We start from the raw sequence: 19,348 nt of genomic DNA, 5'->3' as shown, positions 1-19,348 counted from the left end.
GAAGGCGGCATGAGCCCGTCCCCCCGCCTCATTGCTCCGGAAAAACGCGGCGAGGATGCCGAGCAGACCTTGCGTCCGCAGACGCTTGACGATTTCGTCGGCCAGGCGGCGGTGCGAGCCAATCTCAAAGTGTTCATCGAGGCCGCGAAGGGACGCAACGAGGCGCTCGACCATGTGCTGTTCGTCGGGCCGCCCGGTCTCGGCAAGACGACGCTGGCGCAGATCATGGCGCGCGAACTCGGCGTCAATTTCCGCTCGACCTCCGGCCCGGTCATCGCCAAGGCCGGCGATCTGGCGGCACTGCTCACCAATCTCGAAGAAGGCGACGTGCTGTTCATCGACGAGATCCATCGGCTGAGCCCGGCGGTGGAGGAAATCCTCTATCCGGCGATGGAGGATTTCCAGCTCGACCTCATCATCGGCGAGGGGCCGGCGGCGCGCTCGGTGAAGATCGACCTTGCCCGTTTCACCCTGGTCGCCGCCACCACGCGGCTTGGCCTGCTGACCAATCCGTTGCGCGACCGTTTCGGCATTCCGGTGCGGCTCAATTTCTATACGGTCGAAGAGCTGGAGCAGATCGTGCGGCGCGGCGCCCGCATCATGCACATGCCGCTCGGCGACGACGGCGCGCTGGAGATCGCGCGACGCGCACGCGGCACGCCGCGCATCGCCGGACGACTGCTGCGCCGTGTGCGCGATTTCGCATCGGTCGCCGGCGATGGCCATGTCGACCGCCTGATCGCCGATGAGGCATTGACCCGGCTGGAGGTGGACGCGCTCGGCCTGGACGCGCTCGACCGGCGGTATCTGTCGATGATCGCCCGCAATTTCGGCGGCGGGCCGGTCGGCATCGAGACGATCGCCGCCGGCCTGTCCGAGCCGCGCGACGCCATCGAGGACATTATCGAGCCCTATCTGATCCAGCAGGGTTTCATCCAGCGCACGCCGCGCGGCCGTGTGCTGGCGGCCAATGCCTGGCGGCATCTCGGTCTCAATGAGCCGAAGGACCTTGCGCAGCAGCAGATCAACCTGTTCCAGGAAGAATAGAGGGCTGCGCATTGGCGGCTGACCTGCCGGCGCCGATTAAGCATCGGTGAACGGGCCTGCGCAAAATCTCCTAATCTTCGCCGGCTTGCCGGCACAATCCTGGCCTCTAACGGCGTCGCTACGTCGGCGCGCTTGCTCCGAGTGAGTGCCGGAGCTGAGCCATGATCACCAGACGTGGGTTCCTGAAATTCCTTGGAGGCTCGCTTCTCTCCGTCGCGGCGCTCGGCGCCTATGCTGCCGGCATCGAGCCGATGCTCCTGACGCATGTGAAGCGCTATGCCCTGACGCCATCGCATTGGCCTGCCGGACTGAAGCTGCGCATCGTTGTGCTCGCCGACATTCATGCCTGCCGGCCATGGATGACGCCGGAGCGAATTGCTTTGCTAGCCGCCGAGGCAAACACGCTTCAGCCGGATGTGACCGTCATGCTCGGAGATTATCCGGCCGGCATCCGCCTGGTGACCGACTGGGTCGATGCGTCGGAATGGGCGCCTGCTCTGTCCGGCCTCAAGGCCCCGCTCGGCGTCTGGTCGATCCTCGGCAACCATGATTGGTGGGCGGATCGTGCCGCGCAGCAGGCCGGGGCCGGGCCGACGATTTCTCGCAAAGCGCTGGAGGCCGTCGGCATTCCTGTGCTGGAGAACGATGTCGTGCGCCTGGAAAAGGACGGGCATGGCTTCTGGCTTGCCGGACTCGCCGACCAGCTGGCATTGCGACCAGCCAAAGCCTTGGGCCGTACCGGTTTCCAAGGCCTGGACGATCTCGACGGCACGCTGGCCAAGGTCAGCGACGCCTCGCCGGTCATTCTTCTCGCGCACGAGCCCGACATTTTTCCAAAGGTGCCGCACCGGGTTTCACTGACCCTGTCGGGCCATACCCATGGCGGACAAATTCGGCTGTTCGGTTATTCTCCTGTCGTGCCGTCGCGTTTCGGCAACCGCTATGCCTATGGCCATGTCGTCGAAAATGACCGCAATCTGATCGTCTCAGGCGGACTCGGCTTCAGCATCATGCCTGTTCGTTTCGGCGTCCGCCCTGAAATCCTGTCGATCGATCTTGGCTGAACGGTCAATGCAGCCCGCGGATCGCGTCCATCACACCGGGGTCGGCCTTGTCGCCGTTGAAGGCATCGACGATGCCGAAGGCGCCGCCGTAGCTCCATACCGACCATGAGAAGCCGTGCGCTTCGGCGCGCGCGATCATGTCCCTGACATAGGCGGCCCGGTATTCGGCCGGCACCACATAGGCATTGCCGTATTCCTGGCGGATCATGCCGAACTCGCCCAGCGTGATGTTTTCCGGTTTGATGCCGTTGGCCTTCGCCCATGCCGCAACCTTTTTGAACGGCGCATCCATCAGGCCAAGCAGCTTGTCGGGACTATCCATGCTGGCGACCTGTTCGTCGAGATAGGCAAGAAGGCCGCTCCGGCGTGTCCATGGCGCCTCGGCCTTGATCCTCGCGCGGATGGTGTCCAGTGTCACTTCGAGCTGCGCCTGTGGCATCGCGGTCAGCGGATAAGGCAGGCCGGTCACGTAGGGAATGAAGTCGCCGGCCCAGGTCGCGCCTTGATGGGTCAGCAGGAACGGATCGTAGCAATGGAAGGTCCAGATGACGTTGTCGTCGGGAATTGCCGTCGGGTCGATCTTCTCCAGTGAGGAAGCGGCGGAATAGCAGGCGCCTGTCAGCACAAGGGTGAGTTTCGTCGCCGAGGAACGCGCCGCCGCGAACAGTTTGCGCTGGCGGTCCGGCCACAGGCTGGTGCCATCGCTGTCGCAGTCGACGATCGGTTCGTTCATCGGTTCGAGGGCGACCTTTTCGGGATCTTCGCCGGCCAGCGTGCGTGCCATCTTGCGCACCATTTCGATGTAGCGGTCGAAGGCGAGTGGATCGTCCATCACCTCGGCCATGCCGATGTTGCGGCTGCCGCCGGCCGGGATCAGGTGCATGTCGACGATCACATTCAGCCAGCGCGGTTGATCATGCGGACCGAGTCAAGCACGCTGGCATAGAGATCGTCGCGCAGGGCCACGGTCTGGCCGGACAGCAAAGGCGAGGGGTCGACCGGCATGCGCAGGAAATCGAAGCCGGCGTTCTTCAAGGCCTTCAGATCGTCATCGCCAAGGAATTTCCGCCATTCCGGGTAGGGCAGGATGGCCTTGGCATCGCTCCACTGGTTCTCACCCGGCCAGGTCACCCATTGGTCCAGGTTGAGGCCGCGCTTCAACGTGAAAGTTGCCGCGTGGCCGGGCCAGGCAAAGGCCACCAGCAGAAGCAGCGCCGCCACCAAGGTCTTGATCATCGCCGTCAACGGTGCCATCCGATGCCATGTCACGCGGGGAACAGGTGCGCCGCCGGAACTGAAAAAGGAAGCGCAATGGGCGATCATGGTGAATCGGCGACGCTGCTGGCCGGGCTTTCCGGCGCGCTGACGGAGTTCGGCCATCGGCTGATGGCGCGGGTCTATTATGCGGATACCGATTTCTCGGGCGTCGTCTACCACGCACGCTATCTCGAATTCCTCGAGCGCGGCCGTTCCGATTATCTGAGGCTCACCGGCGTGCATCACACCGAACTTGTCGACGGCAAGCACGGCGAGAAGATCGTCTGGGTGGTGCGCCGCATGGAGATCGACTTTCGAATCCCCGCCCGCATCGACGACATTCTGACTGTCGACACCCGCACCGAAAAGATTTCCGGCGCGCGCATTTTCATGGCGCAACAGGTCAAACGCGGCGACGAGGTGCTGGTCGAGGCCAGGGTCGAGGCGGCGATCATCGGCGAGGATGGCCGGCCAAGGCGCTTCCCCAGGGAGTGGATCGCAGCCTTCATACCTCGGGTATGCTGACATTCAGGTGATGCCCTGGTGCAGCATGTGGACGATGGTCTTGCAGTGCGCGGGCGTGGCAATGCGCCGCGCTTCCAGAACTAACCCATCCTTAACCATAACGGTTCATGAAGATATTGGTGAAGATTGGGGGGATTCAGCGCCTTCGTTTCACCAATATTTGCCCCGAAAAGGCCGCCAACGGCACAGTTTGGGGTTGTTCCGGTAGCTTCGTGCGAACCGACCACAAGGGATGCCATGGGCCAGCCGCCAGCTCGCCTGGAAATCTTAAGGACGTAACGATGGAAAATATCGCACTCGCCGAACCGGGCGCGCAATTGTCGATTTGGGCGCTGTTCATGCAGGCCAGCTGGGTGGTCAAGCTGGTCATGATCGGTTTGCTTTGCGCTTCGGTCTGGACCTGGGCGATCATCGTCGACAAGCTGGTTGCCTATGCCCGCATGCGGCTGGCGCTGAACCGCTTCGAGCAGGTGTTCTGGTCCGGGCAGTCGCTGGAGGAACTCTACCGCACGCTCGCCGACCGCAAGACGTCAGGCATGGGCGCAATTTTCGTCGCCGCCATGCGCGAATGGAAGAAGAGCTTCGAGAAGGGCGCCAAGTCGCCGCTCGGCCTGCAGACCCGCATCGACAAGGCGATGGACCTGGCGCTGACCCGAGAGATGGAGAAGCTCGAGGGGCGCCTCGGCTTTCTTGCCACGACAGGTTCGGCGGCGCCCTTCATCGGCCTGTTCGGCACCGTCATCGGCATCATGACCTCGTTCCAGGCGATCGCCGGGTCCAAGAACACCAGCCTTGCGGTGGTCGCGCCCGGCATTGCCGAGGCATTGCTGGCGACGGCCATCGGCCTGCTCGCCGCCATCCCCGCCGTCATCGCCTACAACAAGCTGTCGTCCGACGCGAACAAGATCGCGGTGCGCATGGAAGGGTTCTCCGACGAGTTCTCCGCCATACTCTCGCGCCAAATCGATGAAAAAGTCGCGCCGAAGGCCTGAGGAGCAACAGAATGGGTATGTCCGTAGGCATAGCGGGACGCGGCGGGCGCGGCCACAGGCGGCGCGGCCGTCACCATGGACTGATGTCGGAGATCAACGTCACGCCGATGGTCGACGTCATGCTGGTGCTGCTGATCATCTTCATGGTCGCGGCGCCGATGCTGACGGTCGGCGTGCCGATCGACCTGCCCGACACGCAGGCCAAGGCCATGAATGCCGACACGCAGCCGATCACCGTCTCGATCAACGCCGAGGGCCAGATCTATCTGCAGGAAACCGAGATTCCGATCGAGGAACTGGTGGCCAAGCTGCAGGCGATTTCGAAAACCGGCTACGAAGAACGCATCTTCATCCGCGGCGACAAGTCCACGGACTATGGCACGGCGATGAAGGTGATGGCCCGCATTTCGGCCGCCGGTTACAAGAATATCGGCCTGGTTTCATTGCAGGAACAGGATCAATAGACGCACGATGAGGACCGGCCTCACCACATCGGTGATATTGCATGCCGCGGTGCTGGCCTTCGGCCTGTTCACCCTGTCGGCGCCGGCCGCGCTCCCGTCGGCCGATGTCGAGTCGGTCGCGGTCGACATCGTGCCGATGGAAGCCATCGCGCAGACGTTGCAGGGCGACAAGAAGGCCGTCATGCATGAAAAGCCGGCGCCGCTGCCGACGCAGCGCCCGGATATCGTGCCGGATGCGCAGAAGGTCGGTGAAAACAGCGTCGACACCGACAAGCCGATAACGCCGGAAGCCAAGCCGAAGCCCGTCGACACCACATCGGCTCCGCCGCCGTCGCCGACCCCGGCCGAGAAGCCCAAGACCGAGGACGTTCCGAAGCCGCAGGAGAAGCCCAAACCGGTGCCTGCGACCGAAGTGGCGCCGGCACCGCAGCCCAAGGAAGAAGTGAAGCCCGAGCCGGTCAAGCAGACGGAGCCCAAGCCGACGCCGGCCAAGGAGCCGACGCCGACACCGCCTCAGGACAAGACCGCGGCCATCGAACCGACGCCCGAGGTGAAGCCCGACGCCGTTGCCCAGGCGATCGCGAAAGACCAGCCCGACGACGCCCAGCTTCCGGACTCCGCGCCCGCCCCGCAAGCGCGCCCGAAGCCGCAGCCGCAGCCCGCACAGGCCGAAAGCGCCAAGGCTCCGGACCGCAAGGATGCCGACAAGCCGGTCAAGGAGGCCTCGTCGAAACCGAAATCGGACGACAAGCAGTTCAATGCCGACGAGATCTCGGCACTGCTCGACAAGCAGAAACCGTCCGGCGGCGGCGCCAAGCGCTCGACCCAGCAGTCTTCGCTCGGCGGCGAGAAGGATCAGGGCCAGAAACTGTCGAGGTCGGAGCAGGGCGCTTTGGAAAGCCAGTTGGGTGGTTGCTGGACCTTGCCGGCCGGCGTGGAAGGCTCGGAGAGTTTCATCGTCGTCGTCCGCTTCAATCTGGACACTTCCGGCAAGCTCAACGGCCGTCCATCCGTTGAAAAGTCGAGCGGCAACCGGCAGTTCGATGAAAGCGCCGTGCGCGCGGTTCAGAAATGCGACGTGGCCGGCCTGCAGGTTCCCGCCGGCAAGCAAGACATCTGGTCCGATATCCGGGTCACGTTCGATCCAAGGGAAATGCTCGGCCTCTAGGCCTGGCGTCCACACAGTCAATGAAGAGAAGCGAAAAGATATGAGATCTTTCCTCAAGCCGCTCCTGACGATTGCAGCGATGGCGCTGGGCATGACGGCGGTCGTTCCCATGCCTGCATGGGCTCTCGTCGAGCTCAACGTCAACAAGGGCAATGTCGAGCCGCTGCCGATCGCCATCACAGATTTCCAGGGCGGCGACGCGCTTGGCGCCCAGATTTCCGAGATCGTCACCGCCGATCTCAAGCGCTCCGGCCTGTTCGCGCCGATCGACAAGAGCGCCTTCATCGAGAAGATCTCCAACCCGGATGCCGCCCCGCGCTTCGACGACTGGAAGGTCATCAACGCGCAGGCGCTGGTCACCGGCAGCGTCAGCAAGGAAGCCGATGGTCGCATCCGCGCCCAATACCGGCTGTGGGACACCTTTGCGGGCCAGCAGATGGCTGGCGAGCAGTTCTTCGCCAACGATGCCAATCAGCGGCGCGTCGCCCACATCATCGCCGATGCCATCTACGAGCGGCTGACCGGCGAGAAGGGCTATTTCGACACACGCGTCGTCTTCATCGACGAATCCGGCGCCAAGAACGCGCGCAAGAAGCGGCTCGCCATCATGGACCAGGACGGCGCCAATGTCCGCTATCTCTCGAACGGCAAGTCGATCGTGCTGACGCCGCGCTTCTCGCCGAACCGGCAGGAAATCACCTATATGTCCTATGAGAGCGGACAGCCGCGCGTCTATCTCCTGCAGATCGAGACCGGCCAGCGCGAACTGGTCGGCAATTTCCCCGGCATGACCTTCGCCCCGCGCTTCTCGCCAGACGGCCAGAAGGTGATCATGAGCCTGCTGCGCGACGACGGCAATTCCAACATCTTCGCCATGGATCTGCGCAGCCGCTCGACGACAAGATTGACCAATTCGGCCGCGATCGACACATCGCCGTCCTATTCGCCCGACGGCAGCAAGGTGGTGTTCACCTCCGACCGTGGCGGCCGCGCGCAGATCTATGTGATGGGCGCGGATGGCTCGGGCCAGACCCGCATCTCCTTCGGCGACGGCGTCTATTCGACCCCGGTGTGGTCGCCGCGCGGCGACCTCATCGCTTTCACCAAGCAGACCGGCGGCGAATTCCAGATCGGCGTCATGAAGACCGACGGCTCGGGCGAACGCATCCTGTCGTCCGGCTTCCAGCAGGAAGGCCCGACCTGGGCGCCGAACGGCCGCGTGCTGATGTTCTTCCGCGACTCCGCCGGTGGCCCCAAACTGATCTCGGTCGATCTCACCGGCCGCAACGAACAATCGATCCCGACGGCGAACTTCGCGTCCGATCCGGCTTGGTCGCCGCTCCTGGAATAGGAGAGGAGTTGAAGAATTGAAGAATTGAAGAGATGGAGAAAGCAGGGGGCTACGTTAAGCGAGCGAAGGACCTGGAGGTCTACAAGCGCGCCTATGCTGTTTCTCTCGAAGTGCATAAGCCACGCTCGCTTTCCCGAAAATAGAGCAGTACGCGCTGGCCGATCAGATGCGCCGCTCCAGCAAGGCCATCTGCGCCAATCTGGCGGAGGGTTTTGCCAAACAGACCCATTCCAAGGCCGAATTCGCACGGTTCATCTCGATGGCCATAGGGTCGTGCAGTGAAGTGGAGACTTGGGTTTCGTATGCGTTCGACCTTGAGTATATCAAGCAAAAGCAGCTCGATGAATGGCTGCGATCCTACGCCCATGTGCATGGAATGCTGGTCAATCTGAGAGAGAAGTTGACGTGAACTCTCTCGTCCGGGGGCCTCGTCATTTCTTCAATTCCTCAACTCTCCAATTCCCTTTTTTTCACATCTCGGTCGCGTTTTGGCCGCATTTCCGCCTACCGTCCCGGACAAATGTGGCTCCGAGTCAAATGCTGCGGACGGGCAGCCTAAACCAAATTTTAACCGTGTTTCTTGAATGCCGGTTAACCCAAACGTGGTTACTGGGTGATCAACGAAATCACTCGAAATGCGAAGGAGAGGCGGCATGGGCCGTATCGCAGCACTTACCAGAAACCCGGTCATGATCGCGCTGGTGGCAATGCTCGCCGTCGCCGGTTGCGCCTCGAAGAAGACGCCGAACAGCGCGGCCGATCTCGGTCTCAACGGTGCCGGCGCGGCAACGCCCGGCTCGGCGCAGGACTTCACCGTCAACATCGGCGACCGCATCTTCTTCGACACGGACTCGTCCTCGATCCGCGCCGACGCGCAGACGACGCTTGCCCGCCAGGCGCAGTGGCTGAACCAGTACAAGCAGTATGCGATCGTCGTCGAAGGCCATGCCGACGAACGCGGCACGCGTGAGTACAATCTGGCGCTCGGCGCCCGCCGCGCGGCCGCCACGCGGGACTTCTTGGTTTCCAAGGGTGTTTCCGGCAGCCGCCTGAAGACGATTTCCTACGGCAAGGAGCGTCCAGTCGCGGTGTGCGACGACATCTCCTGCTGGTCGCAGAACCGCCGTGCGGTCACCACACTCAGCGGCGCCGGTTCCTGAGCATCGGAGAGCCGCTCAGCGCACCAAGAGAGCGTCCGGCTGCGCCGTAGCGGCAGAAATGCAACACAGCTTTGCGAAAGGCGGCCCTCAGGGCCGCCTTTTTCATATCGAGGTGTCCGAAACAAAATTTGGACGAAGTCTCGCGCCCTGTTATGAGCCCAGGGCGCTTGGCTGGTCTCACACCGATTGGAAAGCGCGAACAGACTAACGACACACGGCGAGAGGCACATGCATTTGAGATCGGTTCTGAGCGGCACGCTTGCGCTGCTGCTCCTATCAGGCGTCACCGCCCTGGCTGGCGGCTTGGGCACCAACGGCACAGGGCAACCGGCCGACAGCGGGTTTTCCTTCCATCTACCGTCAATCGAATTGCCCGGCCTGTTCGGCGACAAGAAGAAACCGGACCAGGTTCAACTCGCGCAGCAGTCGACCGGTGCCAGCGCTACCGGGCTCGATGATCAGCTGCGCCAGATGAACGGCAAGATCGAGGAGCTCAATTTCCAGATCCTGCAGATGCAGGAGCAGATCCGCAAGCAGCAGGAAGACAACGAGTTCCGTTTCCAGCAGCTCGAAGGCGGATCGCAAGGGGCCCAGCAGCCCGCCGGCCAGAAGAAGTCGGAGGCCGTGCCCACCGATAGCGGCAATGGCGTGGCCGAGGCACCTGCCACCCGGGCGCCGGCCGGTACCGGCAATCAGGCAGCCGGCCAGTCCGCCGGCGGCCAAAGCGTCGAGGACATCATCGTCGAATCGCCCAGCGGCGATCCCGGCAAGGTGGTCCCTGGAACGGGCGCGCCGGAAAAGACCTTCGGCACCATCACCGTCGACAAGAACGGCAATGTCGTCGATGCCGGCGGCAGCACCCAGGCGACGGCGCCAGCCCAGGACACCGCCCCTGCGGCCGCCCCTTCGGCCACGGGCGCCCCGGCCAAGGCCGGCAAGTCCGACGGCACGGTGGTTGCCGCGCTGCCCTCGACCAACGACCCGGAAGAGCTCTACCGGAATTCCTACCAGTTCATCCTGTCGGGCGACTACAGCACCGCCGAGCAGGGGTTTCGCGACCATATCGCTCGCTTTCCCCGGGATGCGAAGACCGCGGACGCGCATTACTGGCTGGGTGAGTCGCTGCTCGGCCAGCAGAAATACCGCGACGCGGCCGAGACCTTCCTCGCCGCCAGCAAGGAATATCCCAAGGCCAAGAAGGCTCCCGACATGCTGCTGAAGCTCGGCGTGTCGCTGGTCGGGCTCAAGCAGCACGACGTTGCCTGTGCCACCTTCAGCGAGGTCGGCAAGCGCTACCCCGACATTTCCAGCGCGCTCAAGGAACGCGTCAAACAGGAGAAGGCCCTGGCTGCGTGCTGACCGTTCCCGTGCATCTCGCTGTCCCAAAGTCGGGACCACTTTTGGGCGACATGCATTGATGCTCGATACCGAGCCTGATCTTTCGAAGACCCTTTTTTCGCATATCGATTTTACCAGCGGCGCCGTTGCGGCCGTGTCCGGCGGCAGCGACTCGACCGCCCTCCTTCTCCTTCTCAAACAGCATCTCGACCAGACCGCGCCATCCGCCAGGCTGCTGGCGGTGACGATCGACCATGGCTTGCGGCAAGGCTCGGCAGCGGAAGCGCAAGCGGTGGCGAAGCTCTGCGCCGAGCGCGGTATCGCCCACCGCATCCTGGTCTGGCTGGGACGCAAGCCTTCGACCGGCCTGCCGGCGGCGGCGCGCGAGGCGCGCTATCGGCTGCTGGCAGATGCGGCGCGGGCGGAAGGCATCGGCGTGATCGTGACCGGCCACACCGCCGACGACCAGGCCGAGACCGTGCTGATGCGGCAAGCGCGTGATGAGGGATTGGCACGCGAAGAAGGACTGGCGCAGGAAGAACGACTGGCGCATGACGAGCGCGAGGAGCTTGCCGGCATGGCCGGCCGGGGGCTGGCCGGCATGGCGCCGGCCACGCTCTATGACTGGCGCGAATGGATCGTCAGGCCGCTTCTCGGGGTCCGGCGCACGGCGTTGCGCGACGTCCTCGAGCGCCGGCATGTCGGCTGGGCCGAAGACCCGACCAATAGCGACGAAGCCTTCGAGCGGCCGCGCATGCGCGCAGCGCTGGCCGGCGATGGCTTCCAGGGCATGGCCGATGCGCTGGCGCTGGCCGGCCGGGCGGCCGCCGAGCGCAAGCAGCTCGGTCTCGGTGCCGCCGATCTGATCCTTCGCTACGCCAGCCAGCCGGCCATGGGTCTCATCCGCCTCGACCCGCATCTGCTTTCGGATGCCGACGAACGCGCGGCCGTCTACGCGCTGCGCATTCTGCTGGCCACGACCGGAGGCGTGGCTTTCCTTCCGGACCAGCCCCGCGCTGAACTACTGTTCGGCCGGCTGAAGGCCGGGTTTGTTTGCGCCACATTGTCGCGGACGGTTATCGATTTCCGGCGTGCTGGCATCTTCCTGCGCCGCGAGGAGCGCGGCTTGCCGCCCGCCGCCATGGTCGCCGACGGCACCGTCTGGGACGGCCGCCGCCGCATCACATTGGACGACAGGTCAGGCACATTGTTGATCGCGCCGTTGGGGGCCGTCGCGGCCAAGCGGCTGGAGAGCGCCGACGAAGAAACACCGCAAAGCCTGATGCGCGCCGCGCTGGCGGCCGAACCGGCATCGCGGCAAGCCATTGAAAACCCTGGCCTGCCGCAGGACCGGGCAGCATCGCAAGGGTTCGTCGCGCGACCGGTCATTGCGCCCTTTGCCCGTTTTCTGCCGTCCTTCGATCTCGCGCCGGCGCGGGCCGTCGCGGAACTGATCGGCGCGCCGCCGCCTCCCGCCCTGCCTTTCCGCGGCCATAGTGCCGGTCGATGATGGGCGAAAGCTTAACCCAGACATGCTGTTCTGCTTGGCAATGGGGGGTGCTCTCCCTATGTTAGGCCCAAGTTTCCTCTCATGACGTGTGTCCGCTAGCGGACGCCAACGGGACAATTGATGAATCCGAACTATCGCAACCTCGCGCTCTGGGCGATCATAGCGGTCCTGCTCATCGCCCTCTTCAATCTGTTCCAGGCGCCGCAGACGCGCGGGGCTTCGAGCGATGTGCCTTATTCGCAGTTCCTGCAGGATGTCGCTGCGGGCCGGGTCAAGACGGTGACCATCGCCGGCGCCCGCATCACCGGCAATTACACCGACAATTCCAGCGGGTTCCAGACCTATTCGCCCGGCGATCCGTCGCTGGTCTCGCGGCTGCAGGACAAGAACGTCACCATCAATGCGCGGCCCGAGACCGATGGTTCCAGTTCGCTGTTCGGCTATCTGATTTCCTGGCTGCCGATGATCCTGATCCTCGGTGTGTGGATATTCTTCATGCGCCAGATGCAGTCCGGCTCCGGCCGGGCCATGGGCTTCGGCAAATCGAAGGCCAAGCTTCTGACCGAGGCGCATGGCCGCGTCACCTTCCAGGATGTCGCCGGCGTCGATGAAGCCAAGGAAGACCTTGAAGAGATCGTGGAATTCCTGCGCGATCCGCAGAAATTCCAGCGCCTTGGCGGCAAGATCCCGCGCGGCGTGTTGCTGGTCGGCCCTCCGGGAACCGGCAAGACGCTGCTCGCCCGCTCGGTTGCCGGCGAAGCCAACGTGCCGTTCTTCACCATTTCGGGTTCGGACTTCGTCGAAATGTTCGTCGGTGTCGGCGCATCCCGTGTCCGCGATATGTTCGACCAAGCCAAGAAGAACGCGCCCTGCATTATCTTCATCGACGAAATCGACGCCGTGGGCCGCCATCGCGGCGCAGGCCTCGGCGGCGGTAATGACGAGCGCGAGCAGACGCTGAATCAGCTGCTGGTCGAGATGGATGGCTTCGAATCCAACGAAAGCATCATCCTGATCGCCGCCACCAACCGGCCCGACGTACTCGATCCGGCGCTGCTCAGACCGGGCCGCTTTGACCGCCAGGTCGTGGTGCCGAACCCCGACATCGTCGGCCGCGAGAAGATCCTCAAGGTGCATGTGCGCAATGTGCCGCTGGCGCCCAATGTCGATCTCAAGGTCGTTGCCCGCGGTACGCCGGGCTTCTCCGGCGCCGACCTGATGAACCTCGTCAACGAATCGGCGCTGATGGCGGCGCGGCGCAACAAGCGCCTCGTCACCATGGCCGAGTTCGAGGACGCCAAGGACAAGATCATGATGGGCGCCGAGCGCCGCTCCTCGGCCATGACCCAGGCCGAGAAGGAGCTGACCGCCTATCACGAAGCTGGTCACGCCATCCTGGCGCTCAACGTGCCGTCGGCCGATCCGCTGCACAAGGCCACCATCATCCCGCGCGGCCGCGCGCTCGGCATGGTCATGCAGTTGCCGGAAGGCGACCGCTATTCCATGAGCTACAAGTACATGATCTCGCGCCTCGCCATCATGATGGGCGGCCGCGTTGCCGAGGAGTTCAAGTTCGGCAAGGAGAACATCACGTCGGGCGCTTCCTCCGACATCGAGCAAGCAACCAAGCTGGCGCGCGCCATGGTCACGCGCTGGGGCTTCTCCGACAAGCTCGGCCATGTCGCCTATGGCGACAACCAGGAGGAAGTGTTCCTCGGCCACTCGGTGGCGCGCACGCAGAACATCTCGGAAGAGACGGCGCAGATCATCGACGCCGAAGTGCGCCGCCTGATCGACGAGGCCTATTCGACGGCGAAGTCCATCCTGACCAAGAAGAAGAAGGAATGGATCGCGCTGGCGCAAGGGTTGCTCGAATACGAGACGCTGTCGGGCGACGAGATCAAGCAACTGATCGCCGGCGAGAAGCCCGCGCGTGACCTCGGCGACGACACGCCGCCCAGCCGTGGCTCAGCCGTGCCGAAGTCCGGTGGCCGCCGCAAGAAGGGCCCCGAGCCCGAAGGCGGAATGGAGCCGCAGCCGTCAAGTTAGGCTTTGCCGGGAGACTGATTTCGAAAACGCCGCGGCTGGTCCGCGGCGTTTTTGTTAACGGAGGCTTTGCTGGTGATCCACCCGGCCAAAGACTGGCCAGTTGTTGAAGTCGGCGCCGGCCCTCATTGCCCTGCCCGTCCTCCGCAGCAGCTGCGCTGCAGCTGCGGAGGGTGGACCGGGTAGTGTGCTGAGAGTTTTGCAAATTCGCTGAGCGAGGGCGGTCATGGCAGGCTGGTGATGTTCAACGTCACCTGATTCCTGCGAAGGAACGCCACCATGACCAAGACAGAAGGTAAATCCGCCAGCGCTGCCGTCAAAGACATTCTGCTTTCGAACCCAGATGGATTGCACGAAGTGATCCGTGCGGTGATGCAAGAGGTGCTCGAGGCCGAGATGGACGAGGCGCTTCGAAGAGCGAACGCACGCCGGAGCAGCTCGGCTACCGCTCAGGCTATTATGGCCGCACGCTTGTCACCCGTGACGGCAAGCTTGAGCTGCGGGTTCCGCAGGGGAGGAGGCGGCAACGAGGGTTGAATAGATCGCTGGCAATTGGCAACAAAAAGGCCCGCCAACCTTGCGGTTCGCGGGCCTTTTTATCTTCAGCTACATGGGCCGATCAGCTCTTCAGCTTGGCATTGCAGAGGCTGTAGAAGCCGCCGCCTTTCTGGATCCACTTGAGACCGCCAAGCGTGTTGGCGTCCTTGTTGGCATAATACTGTTCGAGGCAGGTATGCATCCGACCCTTGGCCGGAGTCTCGCCGGCGAATTTTGGCGAGATCGCGGACGGGAACGTGACGCCCTTGGGGGCAGCCGCTGTCGGCTTTACCGGCTCCTTGGTGTAGGTTGCCTCGCTCGGGGCAGGCACGGTGTCGTCATCCGAGGCGGCGGCGCCGCATTCGGCCTTGCGGAAGTCGTTCCACTTCATGCCCTTGAGCGTATTCGCCGTCTTCGCGGCCTGGTACTTGGTGCTGCATTCGGCCATGCTCAGGCCCTTGCCGCCGTCGTCGGAAGCCGCCGCGGCAGCCTTGGTGGTCGCCGGCTTGGTGTCGGCGGCGGCGGATGCACCAGCGGCGCATTCGGTCTTGCGGAAGTCGTTCCACTTCATGCCGTTCAGCGTGCCGGCAGTTTTTGCCGCCTGGTACTTGGCGCTGCATTCCTTGGCGGTCAGGCCTTTCGCGGTGCCGTCATCGGCAGCCGCCGCGGCCTTTGTCGCCTTGGCCGGTTTCGTTGCGGCGGCCTTCTTGGTATCGGCTGCCTTGGTATCGGCTGCCTTGGTATCGGTCGTAGCCGCGGCATCGGTACCGCACTGGGCCTTGCGGAACTGGTTCCAGGTCTGTCCGGAAAGCGTCCCCGCGTCCTTGGCGGCATTATATTTCGTGCTGCATTCGGCCATCGTCAGCGCGCTGGCTGGTGCCGCCAGGAACAGCGTCACTACGGCGAGGCCGGTCAAAGTGGCAAGTCGGTGGATGAGCATAGCGTTTCTCCGTTGCAGCAGCCCATTATACGTCCCGGCAAATCAATAACGCTCAACGACCGGTTGCGCCAGATGCTAAGTTACGTATATATCGCCGAAAACCGGCGCCTCCCGGCAAGGTGATGAAATTGTTGTCGCTTGCCGGCTTCAGGACAAGGTTTTCCCGGCGCATTCGCGCCGAATGGCTCGCGTAACTTGTATATTGCGGCGGGACAGTCTCGCCATGCTGGGCCGGCGCAGTGTTGTGTGCAGTGCACAACAATGAATTTCTAAGGATTGGTAACATATAATCACACAATGTGATGATAGCGCACCGGCCAATTGTGGCATGACGTGCCGGGCAAGAACGATCGGGGATACAGGCTAGAATGGCAGGAAATTACTTCGGCACGGATGGTATTCGCGGACGCGCCAACAAATTTCCAATGACCGCGGAAATCGCCATGCGGGTCGGCATGGCCGCCGGCCTGTCGTTCCAGCGCGGCAGCCACCGTCATCGTGTCGTCCTCGGCAAGGACACCAGGCTCTCCGGCTATATGATCGAGAACGCCATGGTGGCCGGCCTTTGCGCGGCCGGCATGGACGTGTTCCTGCTCGGCCCGATCCCGACACCGGCGGTTGCCATGCTGGTGCGTTCGCTGCGCGCCGATATCGGCGTCATGATCTCGGCTTCGCATAATCCCTATTACGACAACGGCATCAAGCTGTTTGGACCCGACGGCTACAAGCTCTCCGACGAGATCGAAGAGCGCATCGAGAGCATGCTCGACAAGGACATCGAACTGGCGCTCGCCGATTCCGACGGGCTTGGTCGCGCCAAGCGTGTCGACGGCGTCCATGACCGCTATATCGAGTTCGCCAAGCGCACCTTGCCGCGCTCGATGTCGCTTTCGGGCCTCAGGATCGTGGTCGATTGCGCCAATGGCGCCGCCTACAAGGTGGCGCCCGAGGCACTGTGGGAACTGGGCGCGGAAGTCGTGGCCATCAATGTCGAGCCCAACGGCTTCAACATCAACAAGGAATGCGGCTCGACCCATCCGGCCGGCCTTCAGAAGAAGGTGCACGAAGTGCGGGCCGATATCGGCATCGCGCTCGACGGCGATGCCGACCGCGTCGTCATCGTCGATGAAAACGGCGCGATCGTCGACGGCGACCAGATCATGGCGCTGATCGCCGAGTCCTGGCACCAGAGCGGGCGGCTCGCCGGCGGCGGTGTCGTTTCGACGGTAATGTCCAATCTCGGCCTCGAACGCTTCCTCGGCGACATGAAGCTGCAATTGCACCGCACCAAGGTCGGCGACCGTTATGTCGTGGAGCATATGCGCGCCCATGGGCTCAACGTCGGCGGCGAACAGTCGGGCCACATCGTGCTGTCGGATTTCTCGACCACCGGCGACGGCCTCGTTTCCGCGTTGCAGGTGCTGGCCTGCATCAAACGGCAGGGCAGGCCGGTCAGCGAATTGTCGAAGAAATTCGAGCCGGTGCCGCAACTCTTGAAGAATGTGCGCATCGTCGGCGGCAAGCCGCTCGAGGAAGCCCTGGTCAAGGCCGCCATCGAAGATGGCCGCCATCGCCTCGGCAAGGCCGGACGGCTGGTCATCCGACCATCCGGCACCGAGCCGCTGATCCGCGTCATGGCCGAGGGCGACGATCCGCAACTGGTCGAGGCCGTCGTCAACGACATCGTCGAGGTCATTTCGGAAACCCGCAGCGCCGCCTAAATCCAGCGCCCGGAAGGGCGTCGCCAGCGCGCCCGGAGGGCGTCGCGCCGAAGCGCTTTCACTCTGCAAAGCCCGCCTGTCCGGCGGGCTTCTTTTGTTGGCCAATGACTCGAAATCTGGAGATTCATAGTTAAGCAACAGGGTTAAATGCCTTTTAACCTTTGCAATTCATTATCCACGACTGAAAGCCAATCGCATTCGGACACGATCGCCGTTCCGAGCTTCTCAGGGGTGACAAGCATGTTCAATACAGCAAGGAAGGCCTTGTTCGCCGCGCTGTTCGCGGGCCTGGCATGGCCGGTGTTCGCAGCCGATTTCGTGGAACCGCCGGTGGTCGAAGAGGCTCCGCCGCCGGCGGTCTATGAGCAGCCTGCCGAAGTCGGCGGCTGGTATATCCGTGGCGACCTCGACTATCACAAGTCTGATGTGCGTGGCATCGACTATACGACCTACACCGTCGATCCCGTCACCACCATCATCACACCTGGCGACAGGTCGTTCGATTTCGGCAAGCTCAAGGGCGGTTTCTCGCTCGGCGCCGGTGTCGGTTACAAGGTCAACGACTACTTCCGCACGGATCTGACCGCCGACTACTGGTTCAAGTCGAACTTCGACGGCGGAACCTCGGACCTCACCACGACCTCGACCGAAGTGTCGAAAATGAGCGCCTTGCTGCTGCTGGCCAACGCCTATGTCGATATCGGCACCTATCACGGCATCACGCCCTATGTCGGCGCCGGTATCGGTGGTGCGCGCGTCAAGTGGGACGATGTCTACGATCCGAACACCACCGAACACAATCCCGGTGCGGCCAACTGGCGCTTCGCTTACGCTCTGATGGCAGGCGCTTCCTACTGCTTGACCGACAAGATCATCCTCGATGCGGGCTATCGCTTCTCCCATATTCAGGGCGGCCGCATGTTCGAATGGGATGCGAGCAGCTCGGGTCCCGGCTTCGATCGCGGGTTCAATACCCACGAGGTGCGCGGTGGCCTGCGCTACCAGTTCGGCGGCAACAATGGATGCGCCGCACCGGTCGTGGCCTACCAGCCCGAACCCGAACCGATCTACACCAAGTAATCGCCTCGCCGTTCCAGGAATTCGTCGACCGCCCGGCAACAGCCGGGCGGTTTTTTGTTTGCGCGTTTGCAAATGAACCTGCACTTCGGAAATCAATTCGCTAACGCTCTGTTAGCCTTAACCCCGACTTAACCACTATGGTTAACAATGCCTCCTGAAACGATGGCTGCCGTCGCGGTTGCGGGCGGCGCCAAATCCGGGGAGTCGGGGACCATGACACTCACATCGCGTATGGTGCTGGCGCTAGCCGCACTCGGCCTCATGCCGCTGACCCCCGTGCTCGCCGCCGACTACGATCCGCCGATCTATGTCGATCAGGCGCCCGACTACGTGCCGGTCGAAGTCGGTTCCGGCTGGTATCTGCGCGGCGATGTTTCCTATCTGGTGCAGAAGAGCTTCAAGAACGATGATTTCGCCTTCACGCCCGCGAGCTTCGACGAAAAAGAAGACCCGATCTTTGCCAGCATAGGCTTCGGCTACCACTTCAACGATTATCTGCGCGCCGATCTCAATCTCGGCTATCTTCCCGGCAACAAGATCGGCGTCGGCTATGACGATTCCGGGAGCACGGTAGCGTACACCCAAGCCTCGGCTGACCTGAAGAACTACGCGTACTCGCTCATGCTCAACGGCTACGTCGACCTCGGCACTTATGTCGGGATCACACCCTATCTGGGCGGTGGCGTCGGCATCGTGCAGAGCACGCACAAGCTTTCGGCGAGCTATTTCACCAACAATTTCGACCCCACCGACGATTTCGTCCAGGAGGAAGACAAGACGCAGTATTCCTTCGCCTATACGCTGAATGCCGGTCTGGCCTATCAGGTGACGAAGAACGTTTCCGTCGATCTGGGCTATCAGTATTTCTCCGCCCCGGATGCCGAATATGTGACGGCCGAAAGCCTGACTTCCTATCCGGTCCACAAGGGCATCAGCAACCATCAGGTCAAGCTCGGGCTGCGCTACGATCTCTGGTAGGCCTGGGGCAGCCCAGGACCTTGGCGGCGGATCCCTGCGGTCCGCCGTTTGCGTTTGAAAAATCACGCGATGCTGATCGTGGATCGCCGGTATCCCGGCAGCGACAAAAACTTTCCTCTTGACGCCCGAAGCCTGAACGCATATCGCCGTCCGTGGGCCACCCCTCCCCA

The 19,348-nt window shown here is 63.0% G+C and carries 16 protein-coding genes and 2 pseudogenes; 16 read left to right on the top strand and 2 right to left on the bottom strand.

Annotation, left to right across the window (positions count from 1 at the left end):
* The first annotated feature begins 9 nt into the window (after window positions 1-9).
* Both ruvB and NKI49_RS11975 read left to right on the top strand, forming a co-directional pair.
* On the top strand, window positions 10-1,047 hold the full coding sequence (gene ruvB, locus NKI49_RS11980) for a Holliday junction branch migration DNA helicase RuvB (RefSeq protein WP_352600397.1): 1,038 nt from the start codon (window positions 10-12) through the stop codon (window positions 1,045-1,047).
* A gap of 161 nt (window positions 1,048-1,208) precedes the next feature.
* Window positions 1,209-2,111: a metallophosphoesterase gene (locus tag NKI49_RS11975; RefSeq protein WP_352600395.1), complete on the top strand. Its 903-nt coding sequence runs from the start codon at window positions 1,209-1,211 to the stop codon at window positions 2,109-2,111.
* A gap of 4 nt (window positions 2,112-2,115) precedes the next feature.
* Here the strand turns inward: NKI49_RS11975 and NKI49_RS11970 are convergent.
* Window positions 2,116-3,365: pseudogene (locus NKI49_RS11970) on the bottom strand (glycoside hydrolase family 5 protein).
* A gap of 57 nt (window positions 3,366-3,422) precedes the next feature.
* On the opposite strand from NKI49_RS11970, the gene ybgC reads away from it, so the two are divergent.
* The 11 genes and pseudogenes from ybgC to NKI49_RS33375 all read left to right on the top strand — a co-directional run bounded on the left by ybgC (window position 3,423) and on the right by NKI49_RS33375 (window position 14,575).
* Window positions 3,423-3,893: a tol-pal system-associated acyl-CoA thioesterase gene (ybgC, locus tag NKI49_RS11965; protein ID WP_352600393.1), complete on the top strand. Its 471-nt coding sequence runs from the start codon at window positions 3,423-3,425 to the stop codon at window positions 3,891-3,893.
* Between the two features lie 281 nt (window positions 3,894-4,174).
* Window positions 4,175-4,885 (top strand): protein TolQ, encoded by a 711-nt coding sequence (gene tolQ, locus NKI49_RS11960; RefSeq protein WP_352600391.1) that lies wholly within the window; start codon window positions 4,175-4,177, stop codon window positions 4,883-4,885.
* Between the two features lie 11 nt (window positions 4,886-4,896).
* A complete protein-coding gene (gene tolR, locus NKI49_RS11955; protein WP_352600389.1) occupies window positions 4,897-5,349 on the top strand; it encodes a protein TolR in 453 nt (150 codons plus the stop codon).
* Window positions 5,350-5,356: 7 nt separating this feature from the next.
* Window positions 5,357-6,517 carry a cell envelope integrity protein TolA gene (gene tolA / locus NKI49_RS11950; RefSeq protein WP_352600387.1) on the top strand — a complete coding sequence of 387 codons (1,161 nt, stop codon included), beginning with the start codon at window positions 5,357-5,359 and terminating at the stop codon, window positions 6,515-6,517.
* Window positions 6,518-6,557: 40 nt separating this feature from the next.
* Window positions 6,558-7,868, top strand: coding sequence for a Tol-Pal system beta propeller repeat protein TolB (gene tolB / locus NKI49_RS11945; protein ID WP_352600385.1), 1,311 nt, complete (start codon window positions 6,558-6,560; stop codon window positions 7,866-7,868).
* Between the two features lie 166 nt (window positions 7,869-8,034).
* Window positions 8,035-8,277, top strand: a complete 243-nt coding sequence (locus NKI49_RS11940; RefSeq protein ID WP_352600383.1) for a four helix bundle protein — start codon at window positions 8,035-8,037, stop codon at window positions 8,275-8,277.
* Window positions 8,278-8,521: 244 nt separating this feature from the next.
* Window positions 8,522-9,028 carry a peptidoglycan-associated lipoprotein Pal gene (pal, locus tag NKI49_RS11935; RefSeq protein WP_027023578.1) on the top strand — a complete coding sequence of 169 codons (507 nt, stop codon included), beginning with the start codon at window positions 8,522-8,524 and terminating at the stop codon, window positions 9,026-9,028.
* 228 nt (window positions 9,029-9,256) lie between these two features.
* Window positions 9,257-10,387, top strand: coding sequence for a tol-pal system protein YbgF (gene ybgF, locus NKI49_RS11930; protein WP_352600381.1), 1,131 nt, complete (start codon window positions 9,257-9,259; stop codon window positions 10,385-10,387).
* A gap of 58 nt (window positions 10,388-10,445) precedes the next feature.
* The gene (gene tilS / locus NKI49_RS11925) at window positions 10,446-11,876 is read left to right on the top strand and encodes a tRNA lysidine(34) synthetase TilS (protein ID WP_352600379.1); all 1,431 of its coding nucleotides are present in this window, start codon (window positions 10,446-10,448) and stop codon (window positions 11,874-11,876) included.
* Window positions 11,877-11,996: 120 nt separating this feature from the next.
* A complete protein-coding gene (ftsH, locus tag NKI49_RS11920; RefSeq protein WP_352600377.1) occupies window positions 11,997-13,925 on the top strand; it encodes an ATP-dependent zinc metalloprotease FtsH in 1,929 nt (642 codons plus the stop codon).
* A gap of 276 nt (window positions 13,926-14,201) precedes the next feature.
* Window positions 14,202-14,575 (top strand): annotated as a pseudogene (locus NKI49_RS33375) (transposase).
* Here NKI49_RS33375 and NKI49_RS11910 read toward each other — a convergent pair.
* Window positions 14,542-15,399 carry a hypothetical protein gene (locus NKI49_RS11910; RefSeq protein ID WP_352600375.1) on the bottom strand — a complete coding sequence of 286 codons (858 nt, stop codon included), beginning with the start codon at window positions 15,397-15,399 and terminating at the stop codon, window positions 14,542-14,544. The pseudogene NKI49_RS33375 and the gene NKI49_RS11910 sit on opposite strands and share 34 nt — an antisense overlap.
* A gap of 368 nt (window positions 15,400-15,767) precedes the next feature.
* On the opposite strand from NKI49_RS11910, the gene glmM reads away from it, so the two are divergent.
* The 3 genes from glmM (at window position 15,768) to NKI49_RS11895 (ending at window position 19,178) form a co-directional block, all read left to right on the top strand.
* A complete protein-coding gene (gene glmM, locus NKI49_RS11905; RefSeq protein WP_027023573.1) occupies window positions 15,768-17,120 on the top strand; it encodes a phosphoglucosamine mutase in 1,353 nt (450 codons plus the stop codon).
* A gap of 240 nt (window positions 17,121-17,360) precedes the next feature.
* Window positions 17,361-18,200, top strand: coding sequence for an outer membrane protein (locus tag NKI49_RS11900; protein WP_352600373.1), 840 nt, complete (start codon window positions 17,361-17,363; stop codon window positions 18,198-18,200).
* A 213-nt stretch (window positions 18,201-18,413) separates the two neighbouring features.
* Window positions 18,414-19,178: an outer membrane protein gene (locus NKI49_RS11895; protein ID WP_352600371.1), complete on the top strand. Its 765-nt coding sequence runs from the start codon at window positions 18,414-18,416 to the stop codon at window positions 19,176-19,178.
* The last annotated feature ends 170 nt before the right edge of the window (window positions 19,179-19,348 follow it).

It is taken from the genome of Mesorhizobium sp. M0587 (assembly GCF_040320945.1).
Classification (GTDB): domain Bacteria; phylum Pseudomonadota; class Alphaproteobacteria; order Rhizobiales; family Rhizobiaceae; genus Mesorhizobium.
This window is presented reverse-complemented; position numbering and strand designations above follow the sequence as displayed.

What these genes read in the sequence shown, in the direction of transcription:
- ruvB (WP_352600397.1), top strand. Translation starts at nt 10, where the DNA reads ATGAGCCCGTCCCCCCGCCTCATTGCTCCGGAAAAACGCGGCGAGGAT.
- NKI49_RS11975 (WP_352600395.1), top strand. Translation starts at nt 1,209, where the DNA reads ATGATCACCAGACGTGGGTTCCTGAAATTCCTTGGAGGCTCGCTTCTC.
- ybgC (WP_352600393.1), top strand. Translation starts at nt 3,423, where the DNA reads ATGGGCGATCATGGTGAATCGGCGACGCTGCTGGCCGGGCTTTCCGGC.
- tolQ (WP_352600391.1), top strand. Translation starts at nt 4,175, where the DNA reads ATGGAAAATATCGCACTCGCCGAACCGGGCGCGCAATTGTCGATTTGG.
- tolR (WP_352600389.1), top strand. Translation starts at nt 4,897, where the DNA reads ATGGGTATGTCCGTAGGCATAGCGGGACGCGGCGGGCGCGGCCACAGG.
- tolA (WP_352600387.1), top strand. Translation starts at nt 5,357, where the DNA reads ATGAGGACCGGCCTCACCACATCGGTGATATTGCATGCCGCGGTGCTG.
- tolB (WP_352600385.1), top strand. Translation starts at nt 6,558, where the DNA reads ATGAGATCTTTCCTCAAGCCGCTCCTGACGATTGCAGCGATGGCGCTG.
- NKI49_RS11940 (WP_352600383.1), top strand. Translation starts at nt 8,035, where the DNA reads ATGCGCCGCTCCAGCAAGGCCATCTGCGCCAATCTGGCGGAGGGTTTT.
- pal (WP_027023578.1), top strand. Translation starts at nt 8,522, where the DNA reads ATGGGCCGTATCGCAGCACTTACCAGAAACCCGGTCATGATCGCGCTG.
- ybgF (WP_352600381.1), top strand. Translation starts at nt 9,257, where the DNA reads ATGCATTTGAGATCGGTTCTGAGCGGCACGCTTGCGCTGCTGCTCCTA.
- tilS (WP_352600379.1), top strand. Translation starts at nt 10,446, where the DNA reads ATGCTCGATACCGAGCCTGATCTTTCGAAGACCCTTTTTTCGCATATC.
- ftsH (WP_352600377.1), top strand. Translation starts at nt 11,997, where the DNA reads ATGAATCCGAACTATCGCAACCTCGCGCTCTGGGCGATCATAGCGGTC.
- NKI49_RS11910 (WP_352600375.1), bottom strand. Translation starts at nt 15,399, where the DNA reads ATGCTCATCCACCGACTTGCCACTTTGACCGGCCTCGCCGTAGTGACG.
- glmM (WP_027023573.1), top strand. Translation starts at nt 15,768, where the DNA reads ATGGCAGGAAATTACTTCGGCACGGATGGTATTCGCGGACGCGCCAAC.
- NKI49_RS11900 (WP_352600373.1), top strand. Translation starts at nt 17,361, where the DNA reads ATGTTCAATACAGCAAGGAAGGCCTTGTTCGCCGCGCTGTTCGCGGGC.
- NKI49_RS11895 (WP_352600371.1), top strand. Translation starts at nt 18,414, where the DNA reads ATGACACTCACATCGCGTATGGTGCTGGCGCTAGCCGCACTCGGCCTC.